At 43.4% G+C, this 19,488-nt stretch carries 10 protein-coding genes; 2 read left to right on the top strand and 8 right to left on the bottom strand.

Going from position 1 to position 19,488, the window contains the following annotated elements:
* Positions 1-127: 127 nt before the first annotated feature.
* The 4 genes from QT327_RS20115 to QT327_RS20100 all read right to left on the bottom strand — a co-directional run bounded on the left by QT327_RS20115 (position 128) and on the right by QT327_RS20100 (position 10,936).
* On the bottom strand, positions 128-1,699 hold the full coding sequence (locus tag QT327_RS20115) for a DUF4832 domain-containing protein (RefSeq protein ID WP_289553832.1): 1,572 nt from the start codon (positions 1,697-1,699) through the stop codon (positions 128-130).
* Positions 1,700-1,788: 89 nt separating this feature from the next.
* Positions 1,789-3,435, bottom strand: a complete 1,647-nt coding sequence (locus QT327_RS20110) for a RagB/SusD family nutrient uptake outer membrane protein (protein ID WP_289553830.1) — start codon at positions 3,433-3,435, stop codon at positions 1,789-1,791.
* 31 nt (positions 3,436-3,466) lie between these two features.
* A complete protein-coding gene (locus QT327_RS20105) occupies positions 3,467-6,493 on the bottom strand; it encodes a SusC/RagA family TonB-linked outer membrane protein (protein ID WP_289553829.1) in 3,027 nt (1,008 codons plus the stop codon).
* 387 nt (positions 6,494-6,880) lie between these two features.
* The gene (locus QT327_RS20100; RefSeq protein WP_289553828.1) at positions 6,881-10,936 is read right to left on the bottom strand and encodes a hybrid sensor histidine kinase/response regulator transcription factor; all 4,056 of its coding nucleotides are present in this window, start codon (positions 10,934-10,936) and stop codon (positions 6,881-6,883) included.
* Between the two features lie 265 nt (positions 10,937-11,201).
* Here QT327_RS20100 and QT327_RS20095 point away from each other — a divergent pair, with 265 nt between their 5' ends.
* Together QT327_RS20095 and QT327_RS20090 are read left to right on the top strand one after the other, a co-directional pair.
* Positions 11,202-11,495: a polysaccharide biosynthesis/export family protein gene (locus tag QT327_RS20095; RefSeq protein ID WP_289553826.1), complete on the top strand. Its 294-nt coding sequence runs from the start codon at positions 11,202-11,204 to the stop codon at positions 11,493-11,495.
* A complete protein-coding gene (locus tag QT327_RS20090; RefSeq protein WP_354004827.1) occupies positions 11,471-12,202 on the top strand; it encodes a hypothetical protein in 732 nt (243 codons plus the stop codon). Before QT327_RS20095 ends, QT327_RS20090 begins: the two co-directional genes overlap by 25 nt.
* 66 nt (positions 12,203-12,268) lie before the next feature.
* Here QT327_RS20090 and QT327_RS20085 read toward each other — a convergent pair whose 3' ends face one another.
* From QT327_RS20085 to QT327_RS20070, 4 genes are all read right to left on the bottom strand, one after another.
* Positions 12,269-13,849, bottom strand: a complete 1,581-nt coding sequence (locus QT327_RS20085; RefSeq protein ID WP_289553825.1) for a RagB/SusD family nutrient uptake outer membrane protein — start codon at positions 13,847-13,849, stop codon at positions 12,269-12,271.
* A gap of 14 nt (positions 13,850-13,863) precedes the next feature.
* Positions 13,864-17,133 carry a SusC/RagA family TonB-linked outer membrane protein gene (locus QT327_RS20080; RefSeq protein WP_289553824.1) on the bottom strand — a complete coding sequence of 1,090 codons (3,270 nt, stop codon included), beginning with the start codon at positions 17,131-17,133 and terminating at the stop codon, positions 13,864-13,866.
* Positions 17,134-17,348: 215 nt separating this feature from the next.
* Positions 17,349-18,356 carry a FecR family protein gene (locus tag QT327_RS20075; RefSeq protein ID WP_289553822.1) on the bottom strand — a complete coding sequence of 336 codons (1,008 nt, stop codon included), beginning with the start codon at positions 18,354-18,356 and terminating at the stop codon, positions 17,349-17,351.
* A gap of 254 nt (positions 18,357-18,610) precedes the next feature.
* Positions 18,611-19,207, bottom strand: coding sequence for an RNA polymerase sigma-70 factor (locus QT327_RS20070; RefSeq protein ID WP_289553821.1), 597 nt, complete (start codon positions 19,205-19,207; stop codon positions 18,611-18,613).
* Positions 19,208-19,488 lie beyond the last annotated feature (281 nt).

Genomic DNA, 19,488 nt, shown 5'->3' with positions numbered 1-19,488 from the left:
TAGAAAAAACCTACTTAACGTTTCAACTACTTAACAACTCAGCGTCTCAACGATTTAACAACTTAACGGATTAACGGTAGCCGTTAACCAATTAGCCAATTAACCAATTGGCTAATTGGTTAATTGACTAATTCACCCGTACATCCAGTAACTTTAACCATCCCTCCGTTGTCACCTCATCGTCAACCGGAAGCTCTATGGCCGGTTTATTCCCTTTGGACGTATCCACTATCGCTACAGCCCAAGCATAAGTGCCGGCGGGCAAATCTACCGTTGGTTTGAAATCATAAGACACCGGATTTCCGATTAACCAATTGGAAGGTTCGCTGTTGGTATCGACAAACACCTTTTTCACCTGGTTATTCCCGTCCAAAAGTGCAAAAGCAACCTTATACTTGTAGTTCCATTGCGGGATATTATTGGGAAAATAGCCCCAGCCCATATTTTTCCAACGATGGCTAATAGTTACCTCCGCTCCACGATTGACATTTTCAGGTAGGTATAGCTCATCTGGATATAATCGGTAACCACCTTCAGACACAAAACGCCGGACCAATGTGAAGGCTTTCTCAAACCAAGAAGCGGTTTCCCCACCAACACGAAAATCCATCATATTGACATGTGCTTCGGCCGATGCGTCAAACTCTCCCTGTCTTACATCTTCGGGATGCCCCTCGCGGTATTTACCACTTGGGTCAATCCAATAGCGGTGTGTGCCCGTGGTAATCCAACCGCCCTCCATAATAATTGGGCGTTTATAATTCCATGTTTTAGCAAACTGCTTTTCCCAGCTTTGATAATAATCAGTCATACCGAAAGCATCGTGCCGCAAGCTGTATCCTTTGTTAATCGCACTCGCTAATAATTTGTCGCTATTCGCATTGGGGGCTCCCCAACTCGCCGGATGCCCAACCAATCGGTGGTAATTAATCACCAAGGGAACCTTGGTAAAGGTTCGCGCGTACAAGTCGGTCACCCAATTGAAAACCTCCTCTTTAAGTCTTTCTGTATTTTCACCCGTAGAAGTCGCAGGATCTTCATAGATCACATTATGCGCCTCTCCCCATTTGCCTAAACCATAAGCATCAATAAATGCCGTACGATCGGGATCGTTAAATTCGGCGGCTAAAGCTTCGATGAACTTAGCATAATATCGTTGGAAAACAGGATCCTGTGGTATGGGGGTTTTCCGGTCAGGAAATCGTGCGTTCTCTAAATAATATTTCGCACCAGCGTCGAAGACAAACTGTGGTGTATTAGCACCCTGATCACGTCCATCTACTACAATACGGAAAGCGATGGGCACACCCCGCTTTTCCGCTCCTTTGATTAATTTTGCAATTCGGGAAGTAGAATCATTCCAGGCATAAACTCCGTCGCTCGGGTTTAGGGACGCCCAGCTGGTACGGACATAACAGGCCGAGGCGTAGTCGATGGCCTTTACTTTTTTACCTAAGTCCGGTACATAAAATTCCGTGTCCCAATACGATTCATCGGCGGTACGCGCCGCGTACATCACCCAACCATTTAAGGGATTGCGCAACACCGAACTGTCGTTATAGCTAGGTTGTACTAGCGTATTGTCTCCATGATCGCTTGTTGCATAATTAGTAATTTCTTTCGAGCAGCCAAATGACTGAAAACCGAGAATCAGCATCAACGCAGATTTGATGACCGTCTTACCATCTAATTTTGTCATAATTTTTACTTAAAGATTTATATTAAATTGATTTATGGAAATAGCATATTTACGAATCGTCATAAGTGTGTATCATTCGCTATCCGCGTCTATTGGCCATATCCGGGATTCTGTGGGAATTCGGCATCACGGTTCGCATCGATAATCACCTGTGGTATCGGCCACAGCGCATGATAATCCTGTATTTTACCTTTGATGGCATTGTTGTACATTCTTACGCGATCAACCAGCTTCTTGGTACGCACCAAGGTAAATCGTCTACTTTCCTCTCCTACTAATTCCCGGATACGCTCATCCAACAGAAAGTCCATCGTCATCGCACCGGCGTCGATTAAAGACGCCCCCGCACGTGCCCGTATTACATTGACCGCCTCTGCTGCTTTGGCCGGGTTATTTTGCCCGAGGTAAGCTTCTGCAAGCAACAAGTAGGTTTCCGCTAAACGAAATTTCATGCGGTCTTTATAACTGCCGGTGAGGCTTAGGTTCTCAGCCCGGCCATAGAAAAACTTCGTTACCGCAGGGAATAAGGACTTGGTTGTGAACCAGGTTTGTTCCGTGATAGTCGCTTTTTTACCGTACAAGGAGGCCTCATTTACGTTGTTATAATACCAATTGCGTTTAATATTATAGTTTGAGTTACGTATGTCTGTTGCATCAAAAATACCGGCAACATTACCTGTAGCATTGGTTCCTTGAGTGCCTACCCACCATTTCATCGGAACGATTTGCGCCAGGCCACGTCCACCTAAGGTGTCGGCCAGCACAAAACCTAACACATCCTGATACTTAGGATTCCACGCCCTGCGTGTCCAATCATCCGAGTTGGTGCCCCCACCTATCGTGTTAAATTCAAACTGCAATACCCAGATGCTTTCCCGGTTGCCACTTGATTGCCTATTTTGATTATTTTCGATAAACAGGTCGCTAAATACATCCCCGGCCGTATTTTGTTTGGCTCCGAAACGATTTTTCATCAACTCATAGCGTCCGCTATTAATAACGGCTAAGGCAGCTTGTTCAGCCAGTTGGTATTCGCCCTGTAATAGGTACATTTCACTCAATAAGTGATAAGCCGCCCATTTCGTCAGTTTACCATCTTTAACCTGATCCGGATTTTCCGGAAGATGTTCCGCTGCAAATTGCAGGTCAGCCACAATATGCTCCAGCACTTCAGCTTTGGGTGTCCGGGTAAAATTCAGTTGAAAATCATATAAAATAGTTTCTACATACGGTACATCTCCATAGAGGTACACCAGCGTACGGTAAGCGTAAGCGCGAAAGAATCGGGCCTCAGCCTGAAAACGTGCTTTATCCGTCGGCGCATCCCAGTTGGTGTTTTGATCCGCATATACCAGTATTTCATTTGCCGAAGAGATCAGGTGATAAGCCCAATTCCAATAGGTTGTTACAAACTGCTGGGAGGGTGTCAAGGTCAGGTTAGCAAAAGGCATCAACGAAGCGTCGCTGTTGATGACATCCACAATATCCGTTGCCGCCTGCAAGGCTTCATACGGACAAGCACCATTGTGGATATAAGCGCCCCCTTCTCCGTAGGTATTATACTCCGAACGGGTCAATGCATATAGTCCCGCACTGCCCACCTCAAAGCCATACGTACCGGTAAAGGTGTTAGTAGGTGCCAGCTCTGTCTTCAAGTCTTCTTCAAGAAAATCTTTACACCCATTCAGGGAAATGAGTGTTATAAAAGCTAAGCTTATTTTTATAAAAGTCTTCATTTGCATATGTTTAATTCCGTATTCCTATTGATTAGAAAGTTAAATTCAGTCCGAGCATATACGACCGAGCCGTCGGAAAAGAGGCCATCCAACTGTTATCGTAATTGAGCACCTGTCTGATATTCGAGAAGGTATGTAGGTTATTGACACTCACATTCACATCAATGGCATTTAAGCCCACCTTACGAGCGGTTTTTTGCCCGATCCGGTAACCGAACGTCATGTTCTTAATCTCTACATAGGAAACCTTTTTATAATAGCCATGCCCAAAGCTATTGGTATAGCCCGGAGAAACGATGCCGGCTGTTGGGTTTTCAGGTGTCCAATAATTGGCACCATGTACATAATTGGTTATTCCAAAAGTCCACGAGCCAAAATTAGCCAGGTTATCATCGCGCCAAACACCAAACACACCGTTTATCAGACATGAAAAGTAAAAATTCTTGTAGTTTATCCGATTACCTATTGAACCGGTGAAGCTTGGCATTTTGGATCCGATAATTTTCCGATCATTCGCGTCAATGTATCCATTACCATCTACGTCCTCCAACCTGGCAGATCCCGGCTCCGCACCCGTCTGGATTTCGCGCTCCTTTCCGTTCGCGTCGGTGAAAGAATACGTATCACCTGCTTGCCAGATTCCCACCATGTTGTAATCATAAAAAACCCGTAAAGGTTTATCGATAAACCAGTTATTGGCAATATCATCTAAATGGTCACCCCGTAGTTCAACGATTTTATCGCGGTTTAGCGAAAAATTAACATTAGAACTCCATTGAAAATCTTTTTTTTCAATATTCACCGAGTTCAAAGCTATTTCAATTCCTTTATTGCGGGTTTCCCCTACATTGTCCCAGATTCGGTTATAACCGTTCATAATTGGCACCGTCCGCATCATCAGCAAGTCTTTGGTTTTAGATCGATAGAGGTTAATAGTGCCCCCCAGGCGATTGTTAAATAACTGAAAATCCAGACCGATATTAGCCGTATAAGTCGTTTCCCATTTCAGGTTCGGGTTACCAACCCCATCACCCGCCAGATACGCCGTATTCACCGCCGTACCACCATCCCCCCAGATGTATTTCACGTTCGAATAAAGGCGATCCAGCGTTCGATAAGCCGTGATTGCCTGATTCCCATTAGCTCCATAAGAAGCCCGCAATTTTAACATGCTCACCCAATCAAGATTGTCCTTTATGAAATGCTCTTCGCCCATATGCCATGCCAGGGCAGCAGAAGGGAAAAAGGCATATTTATTATTCACGCCGAAGACCGAAGCACCATCGGAGCGGCCTGTTAAGGTGGCCATATATTTACCCTTATAAGCATAATTCAGTCGGAACATATACGACAACATTGCTGTTTCAGACAACCCGGACGACATGGTTATATTGCGTTCGGCGGTATTCATCATATAATAGCTCGTATTGTCCGTTACGAATCCATCCCCACTCTGGGCAGCGCTGATGCTTTTATTCTCCTGTATACTAAACAGCGCGGTTGCGTCAAAACGATGATTATTGATTTCGCGTTCATATTTGAGCAGATTCTCCCAAGTATAATTGGTTGTATGCCCATTGCTAATACGGGCGCTTCCACCCACTTGTCCCGCTTGCTCCCTCCCGATAAAGGTATTACGTCCATAATAGGTGCCTGTAAAATTGCTTCGGTAATTGTATCCGTAATTGGAACGGAATGACAAACCCTCTATCGGTAAACGAATATTCGCATAGGCACTGAGGAAAAAATTCCGATTCGTTCGGTCTTGATCCGCATTTACGTTGAGCATGGGGTTGGTGATCAGTGAATACTCCATCGGCTCGTACACATAATTACCCGCGTCATCTTTGTATTTTCCGTAAGGGCTCTGCTTGATAGCATGTTCGATATTCGGCGTAACACCACCATCCTCTCTTTGTACAAACTGAACACCTATGCCGGTTGTCAACCAATCGTTGAACGTTTGGTCGATATTTGTAGAGAGGTTATAGCGCGTAAGTTTTGAATTATAAACTACACCTTCCTGACTCAGGTAAGCTGCCGCCGCCATGTACTTCGTTTTTTCTGTTCCACCCGATATGCTGAGCTGGTGATCAGTGGTCAGTGCCTTCCGGAAAATGTAATCCTGCCAATCGTGAGTAATGCCTTTGATGTAGTTCTCCCGCTCCGTAAGACTGATGATATTTCCGCTCACCGGATCGAGCAGCTCGCCGGTGTAACCCTCTCTTAAACGACCGATATCCTGTTGCAGTTTGATGTATTCCTCCGGCCCCATCACGTCAATCCGTTGCATCGGTTCGGCCATTCCAAGCTGCGCTCGGTAAGCCACTTGCGGCTTTCCTTCCATACCTCTTTTAGTCTGAATCAGTATAACTCCATTAGAGCCCCTCGACCCATAAATTGCCACCGCCGAGGCATCCTTTAGTACCGTCAGGTTTTCAATGTTATTGGGATCGAGATCCGTTAAGGAGCCACTATAGGGAATTCCATCCAGTACAATTAAAGGCGAATTACTTGCTGATAGTGAATTCTCTCCGCGGATGAGCAGCGTTTGGTCTTGCCCCGGTGCAGCATTGGTAGTGGTAATGCTAAACCCGGCAACCTGCCCCACCAATCGGTCCATTAAATTGTTGGTAGAAACCATTTCCAATTGTTCCTTGCCAACCACTGAAAGACCGCCCGTCACGTCTTTCTTCTTCATGCTGCCATAGCCCACCACCACCACTTCATTAAGTTGCTGCTCGCCCGCCATCGTTATATTCATTATGCCGGACGGATTTACTGCCACTTCTTGGTTGATATAGCCGATATAAGAGAAAATCAGCGTGGAGGATGGCGAAGCTTGAAGCCTATAGTTTCCATCTGTATCCGTTACGGTGCCTGTACGCTGATTTTTAACCCGAACGGAAACACCTACAAGGGCTTCGCCGCTTTCATCAACCACTTGTCCTGTAATTTTAATCAGTTGTTGTTGCGAATAGAGAGGCGTACCTGACAGCAAAAAGAGAGCAAGTATCGCCCAGAAGCCTTTCAGCTTGATGCGATTTTTTTTAATCATGTAAATTTAGATTTAGAAAAGGTTAACGTTAAAAAAGCAGTTACTTCTTATGTCATCCTATATATTTAGGTACGTGATGACCGTTTATTTTGTTGGATATTATTTTCTATAGGCAAATAGATTTTATGGTTAAACTTAATTACTATCGGCGCCTGTTTTAGGCACTACGATAATTGGCTTACGCTGCAAAACTAAGCGAAGCCCTTAATAGGGATGGTATTGATTTGTACGGAAATGGTTCTATTTTGTACGGGGCAGTTTTAAGTTTTAGGTTTTAAGTTTTAAGTGGGGCATGTGCTACATTCTCCACAAAATTCATCATTCATCATTCATCACCCATCATTCATCACTATTCCCCTACTCAACGATTCAACTAATCAACTAATCTCACAACTCAACTTTCTTCCTAAACTCAGTTGGGGTCACTTCAAATTGCTTTTTAAAGCAGATGCTGAAATACTTGGGGCTATTAAAACCCGTCAAATAAGAAATTTCGGATATGGTAAGATCGGATTGTTCTAATAGTTGCGCGCTGCGTTTAAGTCGTATATCCAAAATAAACTCCTTAATCGACATGCCGAGTATGTCATTTATTTTTTGGTATAAGAGCGTGCGTCCGATTCCCATATCAGACACAAAGGATTCGACATGATAATCCATGTTACTCATATTTTTTTCGATGTGTTCCATCGCCCGTCGAAGCAAGTCTTCGTCGGCTGAAGAAATGGTAATGTTTGCAGGTTCGGCAATATATTTTTTACTATAGGACGCCTTCAGTTCATTTTGGTTTTTTATCAGGTTATCTACCTGCTTAAGCAGATAATCCATATCAAAGGGTTTATCTATAAATACATTCGCTCCACTTTCCAGTGCTTTAATTTTGTTTTCCGCATGCTTGCCCAACGCCGATAGTACAATGATCGGGATATGACTCGTTTTGATGTTGGAACGGAGTTTTCGGCAGACAGCAAAGCCATCGGCTTCGGGCATCATCAAATCGGTAATCACCATTTGCGGAAATATCCGTTCGGTTTTTGCGATGCCCTCATAACCATTGCAGGTAGCATATACATTATAATGCTCCGATAATCGTTGCTCCATATAAGATCGTAGGCTGGGGTCATCTTCAATGACAACGATACTATTCGCTTTACGCCTTGATTTATCAACCGCTTGTGTCTCTGCCGATTCAACCAACATATTGTCTATTTCTGCTATCGTATATTCATATGATCCCGGCTTATCTCCCGTTTCCTCGGGATTAGCAGTAAAAGGCAAAATCACCGTAAAAGTAACGGTAGAATCGGTCGAGTATAAGCTGATTTTCCCCGCTAAATAGCTAACCAATTCTTTTACAATGGACAGACCTAATCCGGTACTTTTTTCAAAAGCCGGCTTTCCGATAGACAACCGGTTGAAAGATTCAAATATCACATCTTTCTTATCATCCGGAATCGTCGCGCCGGTATTAGTAATAGCAACTGAAATATAATCGCCGTGCAATGGCGGAGTTAGTCCGTACGCTGCAAGTTCTTCCCGTCCCGCTCTCTTTATTTTTACACCAACAAAGCCATTTTCGGTTGTGTATTTTATAGCGTTAGAGAATAAATTAGTGAATATCTTTTCGATTACATCGTAGTCAAATTTCGTATAGAAACTCTCCATTTCGGATTTCAAATCTGTTTCGATTCCCTTTTTATTGGCATAAAGTTCGAACAACGAGAAAATATCGCCAATGTACCGGATAATATCGCCCAGTTGCTGATTAACCGTAATTTTTTGACTTTCTATTTCTCTGAACTGGAGCAATTGGCTGATCATTCGTTGAATGCGATTTACGTTCTTTTCGATGAGTTGTACATAGGTCGCCGCAGATCGATTTTCTTGTAAGGTTTCTTTCAATTGTTTCAAGGGGTCGACTACTAAGGTGAGCGGTGTTTTCAGATCATGCGAAATATGGGTAAAGAAATTAATCCGCGCCTGCGTCAGTTCTTTCATATTTTGTTCTTTGAGCTGCTCCATTTCAAGCCGATGCTCGAATATCTTTTTATTGGTGAAATACCTCCAGATAAAATAGATAATGAATAGTATGAGTAACATATAGGCGATGTACGCCCAAACAGACAAAAATGGAGACGGCTTTATCCGGAAATACAAAGCAGCCACATCATCGCCCCATAAACCGTCGTTATTAGCAGCTTTTATTTGGAAGATATAGCTTCCCGAAGGTAAATTAAAAAATTGAACCGACTTCTGACCTCGGGCGAGCGTGAACCATTTATCCGAAAGACCCAACATCCGGTAAGCATATCGGTTTTTTTCGGCTTGCAGGTAACTATTAGTGGAAACCCGTATTTCTATATTCGACTGTTTATGAGAAAGCACGATTTTGTTGTCCCTATCATCTGCATAAGAAAGGGTAGCAATGTCTTGCTTTAGCAGTGCATTTTTGTCTCCCGGAACTGCCTTTTTGTTATTAATCAATAGATCGGTAAAAAAGACTTTCGGTTTTTGGTTATTTCGTGTGATCTTGCGGGGTGTAAACATAATGAACCCATTGGTTCCACCAAATAACATTTCGCCGGTCGAGGTTTTAAAACACGAACGTGCATAAAATGTACCGCAAAGATTTGTAATATCAACCGGAAATTTGCTAATCCGTTTGTTCCCGTCTTCATAACAGTATAATCCGTCATTGGTACCGAACCAGACATCCTTTGAATCGCTATCTTCCAGTATGCCAAAAACGGTTTTTGCCGATAAGCCTTCCTTTTCGCTAAAATTGACATAGCTTCCGTTGCTGTCCAATCGGTTAACCCCTCCCCCACGTGTTCCAAGCCAAATAACCGAATCTGATGTAACGGCATAGGAACAGAGATTATTTACGGCATAAGGTGCGTTAGCTATATAGTGGTGTTTTAAAATGCGTCTGGTGCGAACGTGCACAATATACAATCCGGTATGTGTTATGAGCCATAGCTGATCACTTTTATCCCGAAAAAGAGTTTCAATCCGCAATCGCATTGCCTTCCCCTTGGCATCAACGAGCGAGACGACTTCTATCTTTCCATTTTTTGTATTCTTGTATATCAATTCCGCATCCGGATCCGTCATCCAAATACCCGAATCAGCTTCCATGGCGAAATCGTAGACATTAAGAGGTTGTGAGCTTATCGGATGATTAATCGGCAATTCCACAAAACGATGTCGGTGCTCATCAAAATGGGCCACTCCCCCGTTAAATGCTGAGCTTTGCAAGCTCATACTATTTTTGTCGTAGTGCAGGCTTTTAATCATATTCGATCGTATACCACTTTTATTTTCCTGCGTGTAATATGAAAAATGGTCTGTTTTTCTATTCCAGTAATTTACGCCCCCACCTTCTGTACCGATCCATAAATTCCCCTGCGTATCTTCTTCAAAGCAGCTGACGATCGGATGATTTAAACCTCCTAAAGTCGGTTTGAAATAATTGAGATCATTATCGAAAAAAGTCATGTAAGCCAATTTCCCTCCATACATACCGATCCATATACCCCCATCCGGATCCGGATAAATAGACCAAACCGAATTATTTGGAAGCGAGTACGGATAATGCAAGTTGGATCGAAGCAAACGTGTCTCTTTTTTAAGCGGGTCTACCAAGAAGAGACCGGATTGCGTGGCGACCCATACAATATTTGATGCATCCAGGTAAAGGCTCTTAGTTGTGGCCGACTTTCCGTCACCGAGAGCGAGTGTGTACTGTTTTTTTACCTTCCCTTCCCGGTCGCACTCAAATAATCCGTGGCTATGCGTCAGTATATACGTCTGCCCCTGATGCACGATTAAATCCCTTATCACATAATCTGTGTTTCCCAGATCAGCAAATAAATGGTATCGTTTAGTCTCTTTATTTACCCGGTACACTTTTCCTTTTGAAGCAACATAGGTGTTATTTTCGGTGTTTATTAAAGCCGATATGGCGAGCTTTGATACGAGCGGATATTCGGTTATTTCAGCTAAACGATCCGGATGGAACGATTCGATTTTATTATTTCTGACCAACCAGATCATCCCATCTTCAGCAACCAGCAAGGTACCGATATTACCTTCCAATATGCGGTCAAACCGTTGGCTTCGGTAATTGAAGCGTAGCAGTCCGTGGTTTGTAGCCACGTATAATCTTTTAGCCTGATCGGTAATTACTTGCCCGTAGTTCCAGTATTCGCCGGGCGAATAGCTTGTAACGAGGTCATTCATCTGTATAAAAGAATGACCATTATATACGAACAAGGCGTCATATCCGCTAAACCATATTCTACCTATACTGTCTTTGGTAATGCTATGGATACCCCCGTAGTAAGAAGTCTCCGGCATGGCATGAAATCGATAATCCGAAAGAGAAATGGCAAAACCGGTCCACGGCAGTAAGAAGAAGAATAGGAAGATAAACAACCTCATAAACGAAACAATTAGGTTTATTTTAGCAAACGTAGCGACTACGTAAAGCAAAGATAGCATATTACGGTTAGCTATTAGCTATCAGCAGTCAGCTTTCAGATATCAGCGCAAATGATTACAGGAGCAGTAGCAGGCACCCATACTTATTGCGTATAACTTACAACAGCAATTAAATTTCCCATTAATAACCAATTATGCATATATGATTGTTCACTAAAACAACTTTAGCTATAATTAAATTGCAGAAGAAACTAAAACAAAAATTATGAACAAAAAAAGTCTACTATTTTTAGTCACGCTGTCCTTAATAGTTCTTTGGAGCAGCTGTGAAAAAAATTCAGGAAGAGACGAGGTCTTGCCTGAAGCAGAGGGTAAAAAGTACGAAATATCGTTTAAAGTAACGGCTTTCACACAAGAGGAAGAACCATTACCACCAAAGGTTGCATCAACAAAAAAAAACAAAGTAGCGGCTGCTTCCGATAACCCTGAGCTCGACGACGCGATTGAAAACTATATCCGACGGTTAGATTTTTTATTTATAATAGCCAAGGTGAATTAGTTGAGCGATTAATCAGCCCAAATGAATACTCATTAACAGGCAAATACAATGAACGTTATTTCGAGCTGGAGGCAGGCAGCTATACGATGATTGTTGTTGGATCAATGGGAGGACTGACCTATGGAGATACTACGAAGTATGCAACAGCTTACTTACAGCCCAAGCAGGAAATCGAAGATGTTTTTTATAAAGAATATAAATTCACTGTGAACGAAACGGATGTAAACACAAACATGATTAATTTAGAGCGAATAGTGGGCAGTCTGGAAGTCAGGTATAGGACCTATCCAATAAGGAATGTCCAAGCTGGTCTCCCTTATATTTTCGCAAACTCCGTAAGTCGCTTTCCCTTTGATCCGAATGGCACCTATCAATATCTGTATAGTGAATTTCCAGCTGATGGAATGAACTACCCTGGCTATTTATTGCCGAAAATTTCCGGAGAACTTGAATTTGGGCGTCCCGTTGATGTTGTTTATCGCGGTTTTATATTGCCAAACAGAAGTGGGCAATTTAATTGCGATCCGGTAATGGAGATACCAGCCAGTCGTTCGGGGGACATCACCGAACCTGACCTGGGTGATGTGACGATAAAGCCCAATGTTAAGGTAATCCTTACCGGTGGGGGCTATGCTTCGCAAGGTGGTGAATTTACTATAATCACTGCTGATTCAGTTTGGGCAGAAACGGTAAGACAAGAATTTTAGCGCTCAAGTTAAACTGGTGGGGCATTACTAGACACCCCACCAAAAACATTAATTTATAGCAATTAACTACCACCCCGGATTTTGCGTGATGCCACTATTCAACGAAATTTCGTTAGCTGGAATAGGCCATAAATAATCCCTGGAAGGGTTAAAATTTCTTGTTTCAACTAACACATAATTGTTATAATCGCTGCGGCTGCTATCGAAGTTATTGAAGATTCCTAAAGCCCTGCCTGGCATAACTTGCTCCGCAATCCGCCACCTGCGAATATCAAATAGCCGGTTATCCTCGACAGGGAATTCCACATGGCGTTCCCGTCTGATAAGTTCCCTTAACGCATTTTGATCGGGATGCGTAGCCGTTGTAGCCGCTGGCATGTTAACGCCATTCCGTTGCCTTACCTGGTTAATTGCGTCATAAACCGATTGATCGATCTGGCCGCTTTCTATTTTTGCTTCCGCATAGGTTAGCAGCACTTCCGCATAACGCAAGATCATGACGTCAGCCGCTGAGCTTGTTTCCCATCCCCCACTGATGGTGGTAGGCACGTATTTTTTATAGTAATAGCCTGAGAAAGAAGCATTGGACTGTCCGAGTGCGTCCGGCGATCCCGGTTTGGTAATATCAATTACAGTATTGTTAACCTGTGTACCGGGGACCACAATGGTTAACGTTAAACGGGGATCGCGATTTGTAAAAGGACGGTTGGCATCATACAAGGGTGATTCATCAATCGGCAACCCATCCACACACTCATAAGCATCTACCAGTGATTTTAACGGCACAATCTGCCCCCAGCCGGCAAGACTAGGTGCACCGATCCAAGTGGCATTGGGATTGGGGTACACATTGGGTAAGTACTGTGCAGAGACGATAATTTCTTTGCTTTGCTTATTATCACCGTTAAACAAACTCAGGTAATTATTGTCTATCTGATAGACCCCTAAATCCATCACCTGTTTGGCCGTTTCAGCCGCCTCCTGCCAACGTTCGTTATAAAGTTCCACCCGTGCTTTTAAGGCCAATGCGGCACCCTTGGTAATCCGTCCGTACTCGCTCGCTGCATAGGTTTCCGGTAAATCATTACTAATGGCACTGAGTTCATCCAATATAAATTGAACAACTTCAGCCTTCGGTGTTTTTTCGACATCAAACTCCTCCGGTGCTTGGATGTGGGTTATCAAGGGTACATCTCCAAATAAACCCGTCAACTGTTGATACGCGTAGGCTCGTAAAAATCTTGCTTCGCCCAGCAGACGCGCCTTGATGGCCGGATCGAGATTCAGAACCCGATCAATATTGTCGGTCACATCATTAGCTCGGGCCACCTGTTGGTACAGATTTTTCCAGAAATTGCCGAAGGTACCGGTACCCGGCGTGGCGCTGCCATTGGCAACAAACTGAATATCCACCGGCCAATTACTCCACGAGTAACTGTCATCAGTGGCACAAGAAATAAAAAAACGTTCGTTCGAACCTAAATAGCGATAAATTTCGGTTACCGCGCGTTCCGCGTCTTCTTGTGACGACCAATAGGTTGTATTCCCCAGGTTGTCCAAGGGTTGTCTGTCTAAATCTTTCGAACAGCCGACCATGCAAAACAAAATGGCCGCTGTCAGTATTTTTATATAGCTTTTATGTATCATGTTATTGCTGGATATTAAAAGTTTGCGTTTAAGCCAAAAGTGATTGTTCGTACCTGCGGATAGTATCGAATATCATTCGGTGCTTCCGGATCCACATCTTTCGGTAAAGAAGAAAAAGTTAACAGGTTCTGGCCGGTAGCGAAAATCCGCAAGTTGCTGATAAATGTTTTTGCTAAAATGGATTTAGGCAACCGATAGCCAATTGACACATTCTTAAGCCGCAAATAGGCGCCGCTTTTAACCCAGAACGACGAAGGTTGATAGTTTACCGCAGAGGTAATCAACCGGGGGAAGGCCGCATCCGTATTTTCCGGTGTCCAGCTAGCTAACCAATTACTGCGAATATTACCGTCCAGGTTTTCTCGGGCTTTCTCAATATTCAAGGTATTGACGTCTACCTTTCCTACCCCTTGAAGAAAGGCACTGAAATCAAAATTCTTATACGACGCGCCCAAGTTAATTCCGTAATTATAACGAGGAATATTACTACCCAAATAAGTAAAGTCATTCACAATATCAAAAACTCCATCATTATTCAGGTCCTCGTAGATCAAATCGCCCGGCCCAACAGACGGAGAAATAACCGCATGCTGGGCAACCTGTTCAGCCGTTTGGTAAATGCCAGCCACCTGGTATCCGTAAAAGGCACTGATAGGCCTACCGACGAAATTACCCGTCGCAATATTATTGCTATTGATTGTCACCTGGTCAGCCCCTTTCAGGTCCGTAATCTCATTACGCACATCCGAAACGTTCAAACCAATGCTGTATTTAAATTCATCACCCAACTGATCTTGATAATTCAGGGCAAGCTCCCATCCCGAATTCTTGACAGAAACCGCATTTTGTACCGTCGGTTCCAAGCCTACCGACGATGGAATGGGTAAATTGAACAAAATGTCCTTTGTTCTCTTATCGAAGTAATCGAAGGTAACATTCAGTTTTTTGAGCAAGGTAAAGTCTAACCCAAAATTGGCAATGTTAGTGGTTTCCCAGGTAAGCCCACTGTTCGGATAATTCCGCAAACCTGCGGTTTGATAAAGTACACCACCTATCGGATAACTGTTTAAAAAGTAGTTGGATTGATACGGATAATTACCATCGATGTTGCCTCCTAAGGCTCCACCGCCGAGTGCATCATTACCCAAGACACCATACGACGCTCTCAGCTTTAGATCCTGCACAAAAGAAACATTCTTCATGAAATTTTCCTGCGATATCCGCCAACCGGCAGAAGCAGAAGGGAACCATCCCCAGCGTTCACCATCTGAAAAGCGGGAAGAACCATCCCGACGAATGTTTGCCTCAAAAAGATACTTATCATTAAACGTATAATTGACCCGTCCGAAATAGGAGATTAAAGTATATTGCTCCGCACTACCGGTAGCTACCTGACCATCGGCGGCACCGGCATCGATCTGACTTAAGTTGCCATTCGGTAAATTGAGTCGCATACCACTCAAATTGTCCGTATATTGATTTAAATACGAAGCTCCACCCAGTAATTTGATATAGTGTTTGGAGAAGGTTCTTTCGTAATTGGCCAAAGCCTGGTAGTTCTCATTGCGATATCCGGTATAAATCTTACGGATGTCGTTACGACCGATTGGTGCATCCAGATTAACATAGGTAAACTGCTTCGTATGTTGACTATTGTACATCGTCTGCATATTATTCGATGCAATAGCACTTAGCGTCATGCCTTCAATGGGGCGATAGTTAAGCCGAAGATTACTGGTATAGAGTTGGTCTTTTAAACTATACAAACCACCCTCTTCCTGTAGGCGCAACATATTGTTCTCGCCCCGCAAGGCCCGCCAATTTCCATTTTCGTCTTTACTCGATTGGATCGGCGTCACTAAATAAGCCTGGCCAAACTGGAACCATGCAGCATCCCCACTCGGTGCCTGCGGTTCATCCCTATTGGCAATCCGGGCAGAAAGATCCGCATTGAAGTCGAGCTTATCCGAAATTTGAAAGTCGGTATTCAAGCGTAAAGTAAGGCGATCAAAATTCATGCTTTTCACCAATCCGGCTTGGTCAAAATAATTCCCCGAAAATCGATATTTCGTTTTTTCGCTTCCCCCACTGAGCGATACATTATGTTGTTGTTGAAAGCCTGAGCCCGACAAGACATCGCGGTACCAATTATTATCCGGATAAGCAATCGGATCCCGATTAGGATCATTATAGGCATTAATACGGTCTTGCGTAAACTGTTCGGAGCCACCGGAATTTGTGTACATAAGATTCACCAACCGCATATAATCCTGCGCCCCTACAAAATCCGGCGTGCGAATGGCCTCTTGCCATCCAAAATAATTACCATAACTAACTTGAGGCTTGTTCGCAGCTCCTCTTTTAGTCGTCACCAAAATCACCCCATTTGCTGCACGTACGCCATAGATAGAAGCTGCGGCGGCGTCTTTCAAAACAGATACCGACTCAATATCGTTAGCATCGATGTCATTCAAGCTGATGGTATTATCATAACGAACTCCATCGATTAAAACCAAAGGACTATTATCATTTAAGGTTCCCAAGCCGCGTATACGCAATGCACCTTGATCGCGCCCCGGTTGCCCGCTACTGGTTGTAACTGTTAAACCGGCAGACAAGCCTTGCAAGGCTTGAGATGCTTGCCCAACCGGTTGTCTGCTGATATCCTCTTGCTTAATGGTTGCAACCGAACCTGTCAGATTCACTTTTTTCTGCGTACCGTAGCCAACAACCACTACTTCATCCAAGCCTTCGGCCGCCAACTGCAGTCCAGTTCTCAATTCCTTTTGCCCGGTGTAGGTCAATTCGGTCGTTTCATAGCCCACATACGAAAACATCAGCACTTCACCATTTGCTATATTTAGCTGATAGCGGCCATTGGCATCGGTTACTGCTCCCCGGTTTACCCCCTTTACCCGCACACTTACACCCGGCAGTGGGCTCCCCGTTTCGTCTACCACCACACCGCTTACCATTTGTTGTTGCATGGGATCATTAATGACGATCAGATTATTCTCCAACAAGGTATAAGAAATACCCTTCTTAGCCAGCACCCGATCTAATATTTTCACAACCGGCTCTTGTTCGGCTGTTATATTGATATCATTTTTGGTGAAGATCGCCTGTTGGTTAAAGACAAAACGAAAATCCGTTTTCGTTTCCAGTTCGTTCAGCAGATCAGCAATACTGGCCGATTTCAGCTTCAGAGATACCCTGCTTTGCGCTTTCACCTCTGAGTATGCCTGGAGCTGCACTAGCAGCAACAGGATCAAAGTAAGTTTCATGGTTATTAGGATTTGAAAAAGCATACGCTTTCTAATAACACCGCTTAGGTGCGAAAAAAAAATCATATTTTTACTAGAATTAAGTTAAAGCCAGCTTTCGCCAAAAAGCTGGCGCGATTTTGATTTAATTGTACATCTTGTGGAAGCTGCCTGGGGCAGCTTTCACTTTTAGGTTGGGGGTATCGTTCCGTTCATACTTAGGTGGTTGTTAAAAATTAGTCATATATCATTATTTTATCCGATGCTTGTTGATAGCTAAAATTACTCGCCATTTTCAGTGCCCTTAAGATTTGGCCAATATCTTCTTTCTCAAAAACGGCATTAAAGCGTAAAGCAGGCGCCCGCTTTCCCTGAAATTCAATTTCCACACCATATTTTCTTTCCAATGTACGGGCCAGCTCTTCAAAGGGCGTATCCTTGAACACTAATTTATTATCCAGCCAACTGGTCTCCACAGAAAGCGTGTCTTTTGGATGAAAAAAAGAGATGCTCGACCGTTCGATTTTCTGCTTGGAGGGAACAGCCTCCTTGGCTACCGGGTTATAGATCGTTAACTTTTCCGACGGTTGTAAACGAACCGTTTTCTCTGCCTCACCTTTCAAAGACACTTCTACAGCCCCTTCAATCAAGCTGGTTTCCGTTTTATTTTCATCGGGATAAGCCCGCAGGTTGAAGGAAGTGCCCAAAACTTTCAAATGTGCATGGTGTGTACGCACAATAAAGGGACGTTTCTCATCTTTCGCCACTTTGAAGAAAGCTTCACCTACTAAGTAAACTTCGCGCGTGAGCGAATCGAAAGTCTTTGGATAAGTTAAGTTGCTCGCCGCGTTCAAGGTAACGGTCGTGCCGTCTTCCAACACCCAGGTCCGTTGCTGATTCGCTGTAGAAACCTCCTGATCCGGGTTCCACGCCATCTGATAGAACCAAAAGGCTAAAGAAACCAGAACGAGCACGGCTGCCGCTGCCGTTAAACGCCATAAAAAACTCGGGATTAGCTTTTTAGGAGCAGCTGGCGACTCTATCTTACTCAGCACTTTATTAAACAAGTCTTTATCGCGCTCACTAGACGTTTCCTTACGATTCCAATACTGATGTAGCAGTTGATATTCCGCCTTCAGTTCGCTGCTACTTTCCAATAAACCCTTAAGCTCAGCTGCTTCTTCCACAGTCAGTTGATCACTCAGTTCCTTTGCTAATAAATACTCAAATCGTTGATGCAGCATAAAATTAAATGGAAGAGATTCAAATAAAAAATCGGTCCGTATTTTAACAGACAGTTTTTTGACAGGAAATGCGTACAAGAAAGAAAAAAAAGTTATAAGTTTTATGTTATAGGTTATAGGTCTAAGGTAGGATTTCTGCTACTGCAACTATTTAATACTTCTTAACGACTCAACTATTCAACTACTCAACTATTCAACTATTTAACGACTCAACTATTCAACGACCCAACTATTTAACTACTCACAGCTAACCCCTAATACCCCAAGAGGCAAGTAATAAAAAAAAGCAGCGTAAAAAGCTTATTCTTTGTAGCAAAGTAATCCCGTTTATTATAGGCTTGTAGCCATTCCCGTAATTTTTGAATTGCCCGGCGCATATGGGTTTGTACCGTTCTTGGAGAGATATCTAACAGATCAGCCACTTCCTGGTATTTCATGCCATCTTCCTTGATCAAACGAAAAACGAGCAAGGTCTGTGTCGGTAGGCGGGCAATAATACCATCCATTTTCATAAAGAACTCTTTTTTTTCGAGTTCGCTGTTCGGATTACTCGCGTCTACCAATATCACTTCATCTGTTAAATTGGTTTGTAATTGCAAATGAGAGTATTGTTTCACATGATTCAGGGCCCGGTTTTTTACTGCCATAAAGAGGTAGGCTTTCGGGTTTGTGACATGCTGTAATTCGGCCCTTTTATTCCAGCAGGCAACAAATACATCGGAAACAATTTCTTCCGCAGCATGTTCATGATGGATGATGGTATGGCAAAAATTGATGAGGTTACGGTTCAACTGATGAAAGAGGAGTTCGAACGATTTAATATCATTCGAAAAGCATACTTGATCCCACAAGTATTTTAGTTGCACGTTAGGTTGGTCAGTCATACATCCTTCTCGAACGTCAAAGATACACTTTATGATGAAAAAATCACGCTCGTTCCAGATTAAGTTACGATCAGCAGTCAGTATTCAGCCATCAAGACAAGCCATTACAGTGGTACGCGCCAGTTGCACTAGCACGAGTTCCTACTTAAAACCTATCACTTAAAACTTATAACTAAAAAGCTATCAGCAGTCAGCTTTCAGTCATCAGCTTTAATAATGTATTATTACAGTGGCACGGGTAATCGCAA

It is taken from the genome of Olivibacter sp. 47 (genome assembly GCF_030372825.1).
In the GTDB taxonomy this organism is placed as follows: Bacteria; Bacteroidota; Bacteroidia; order Sphingobacteriales; family Sphingobacteriaceae; genus Olivibacter; species Olivibacter oleidegradans.
This window is presented reverse-complemented; position numbering and strand designations above follow the sequence as displayed.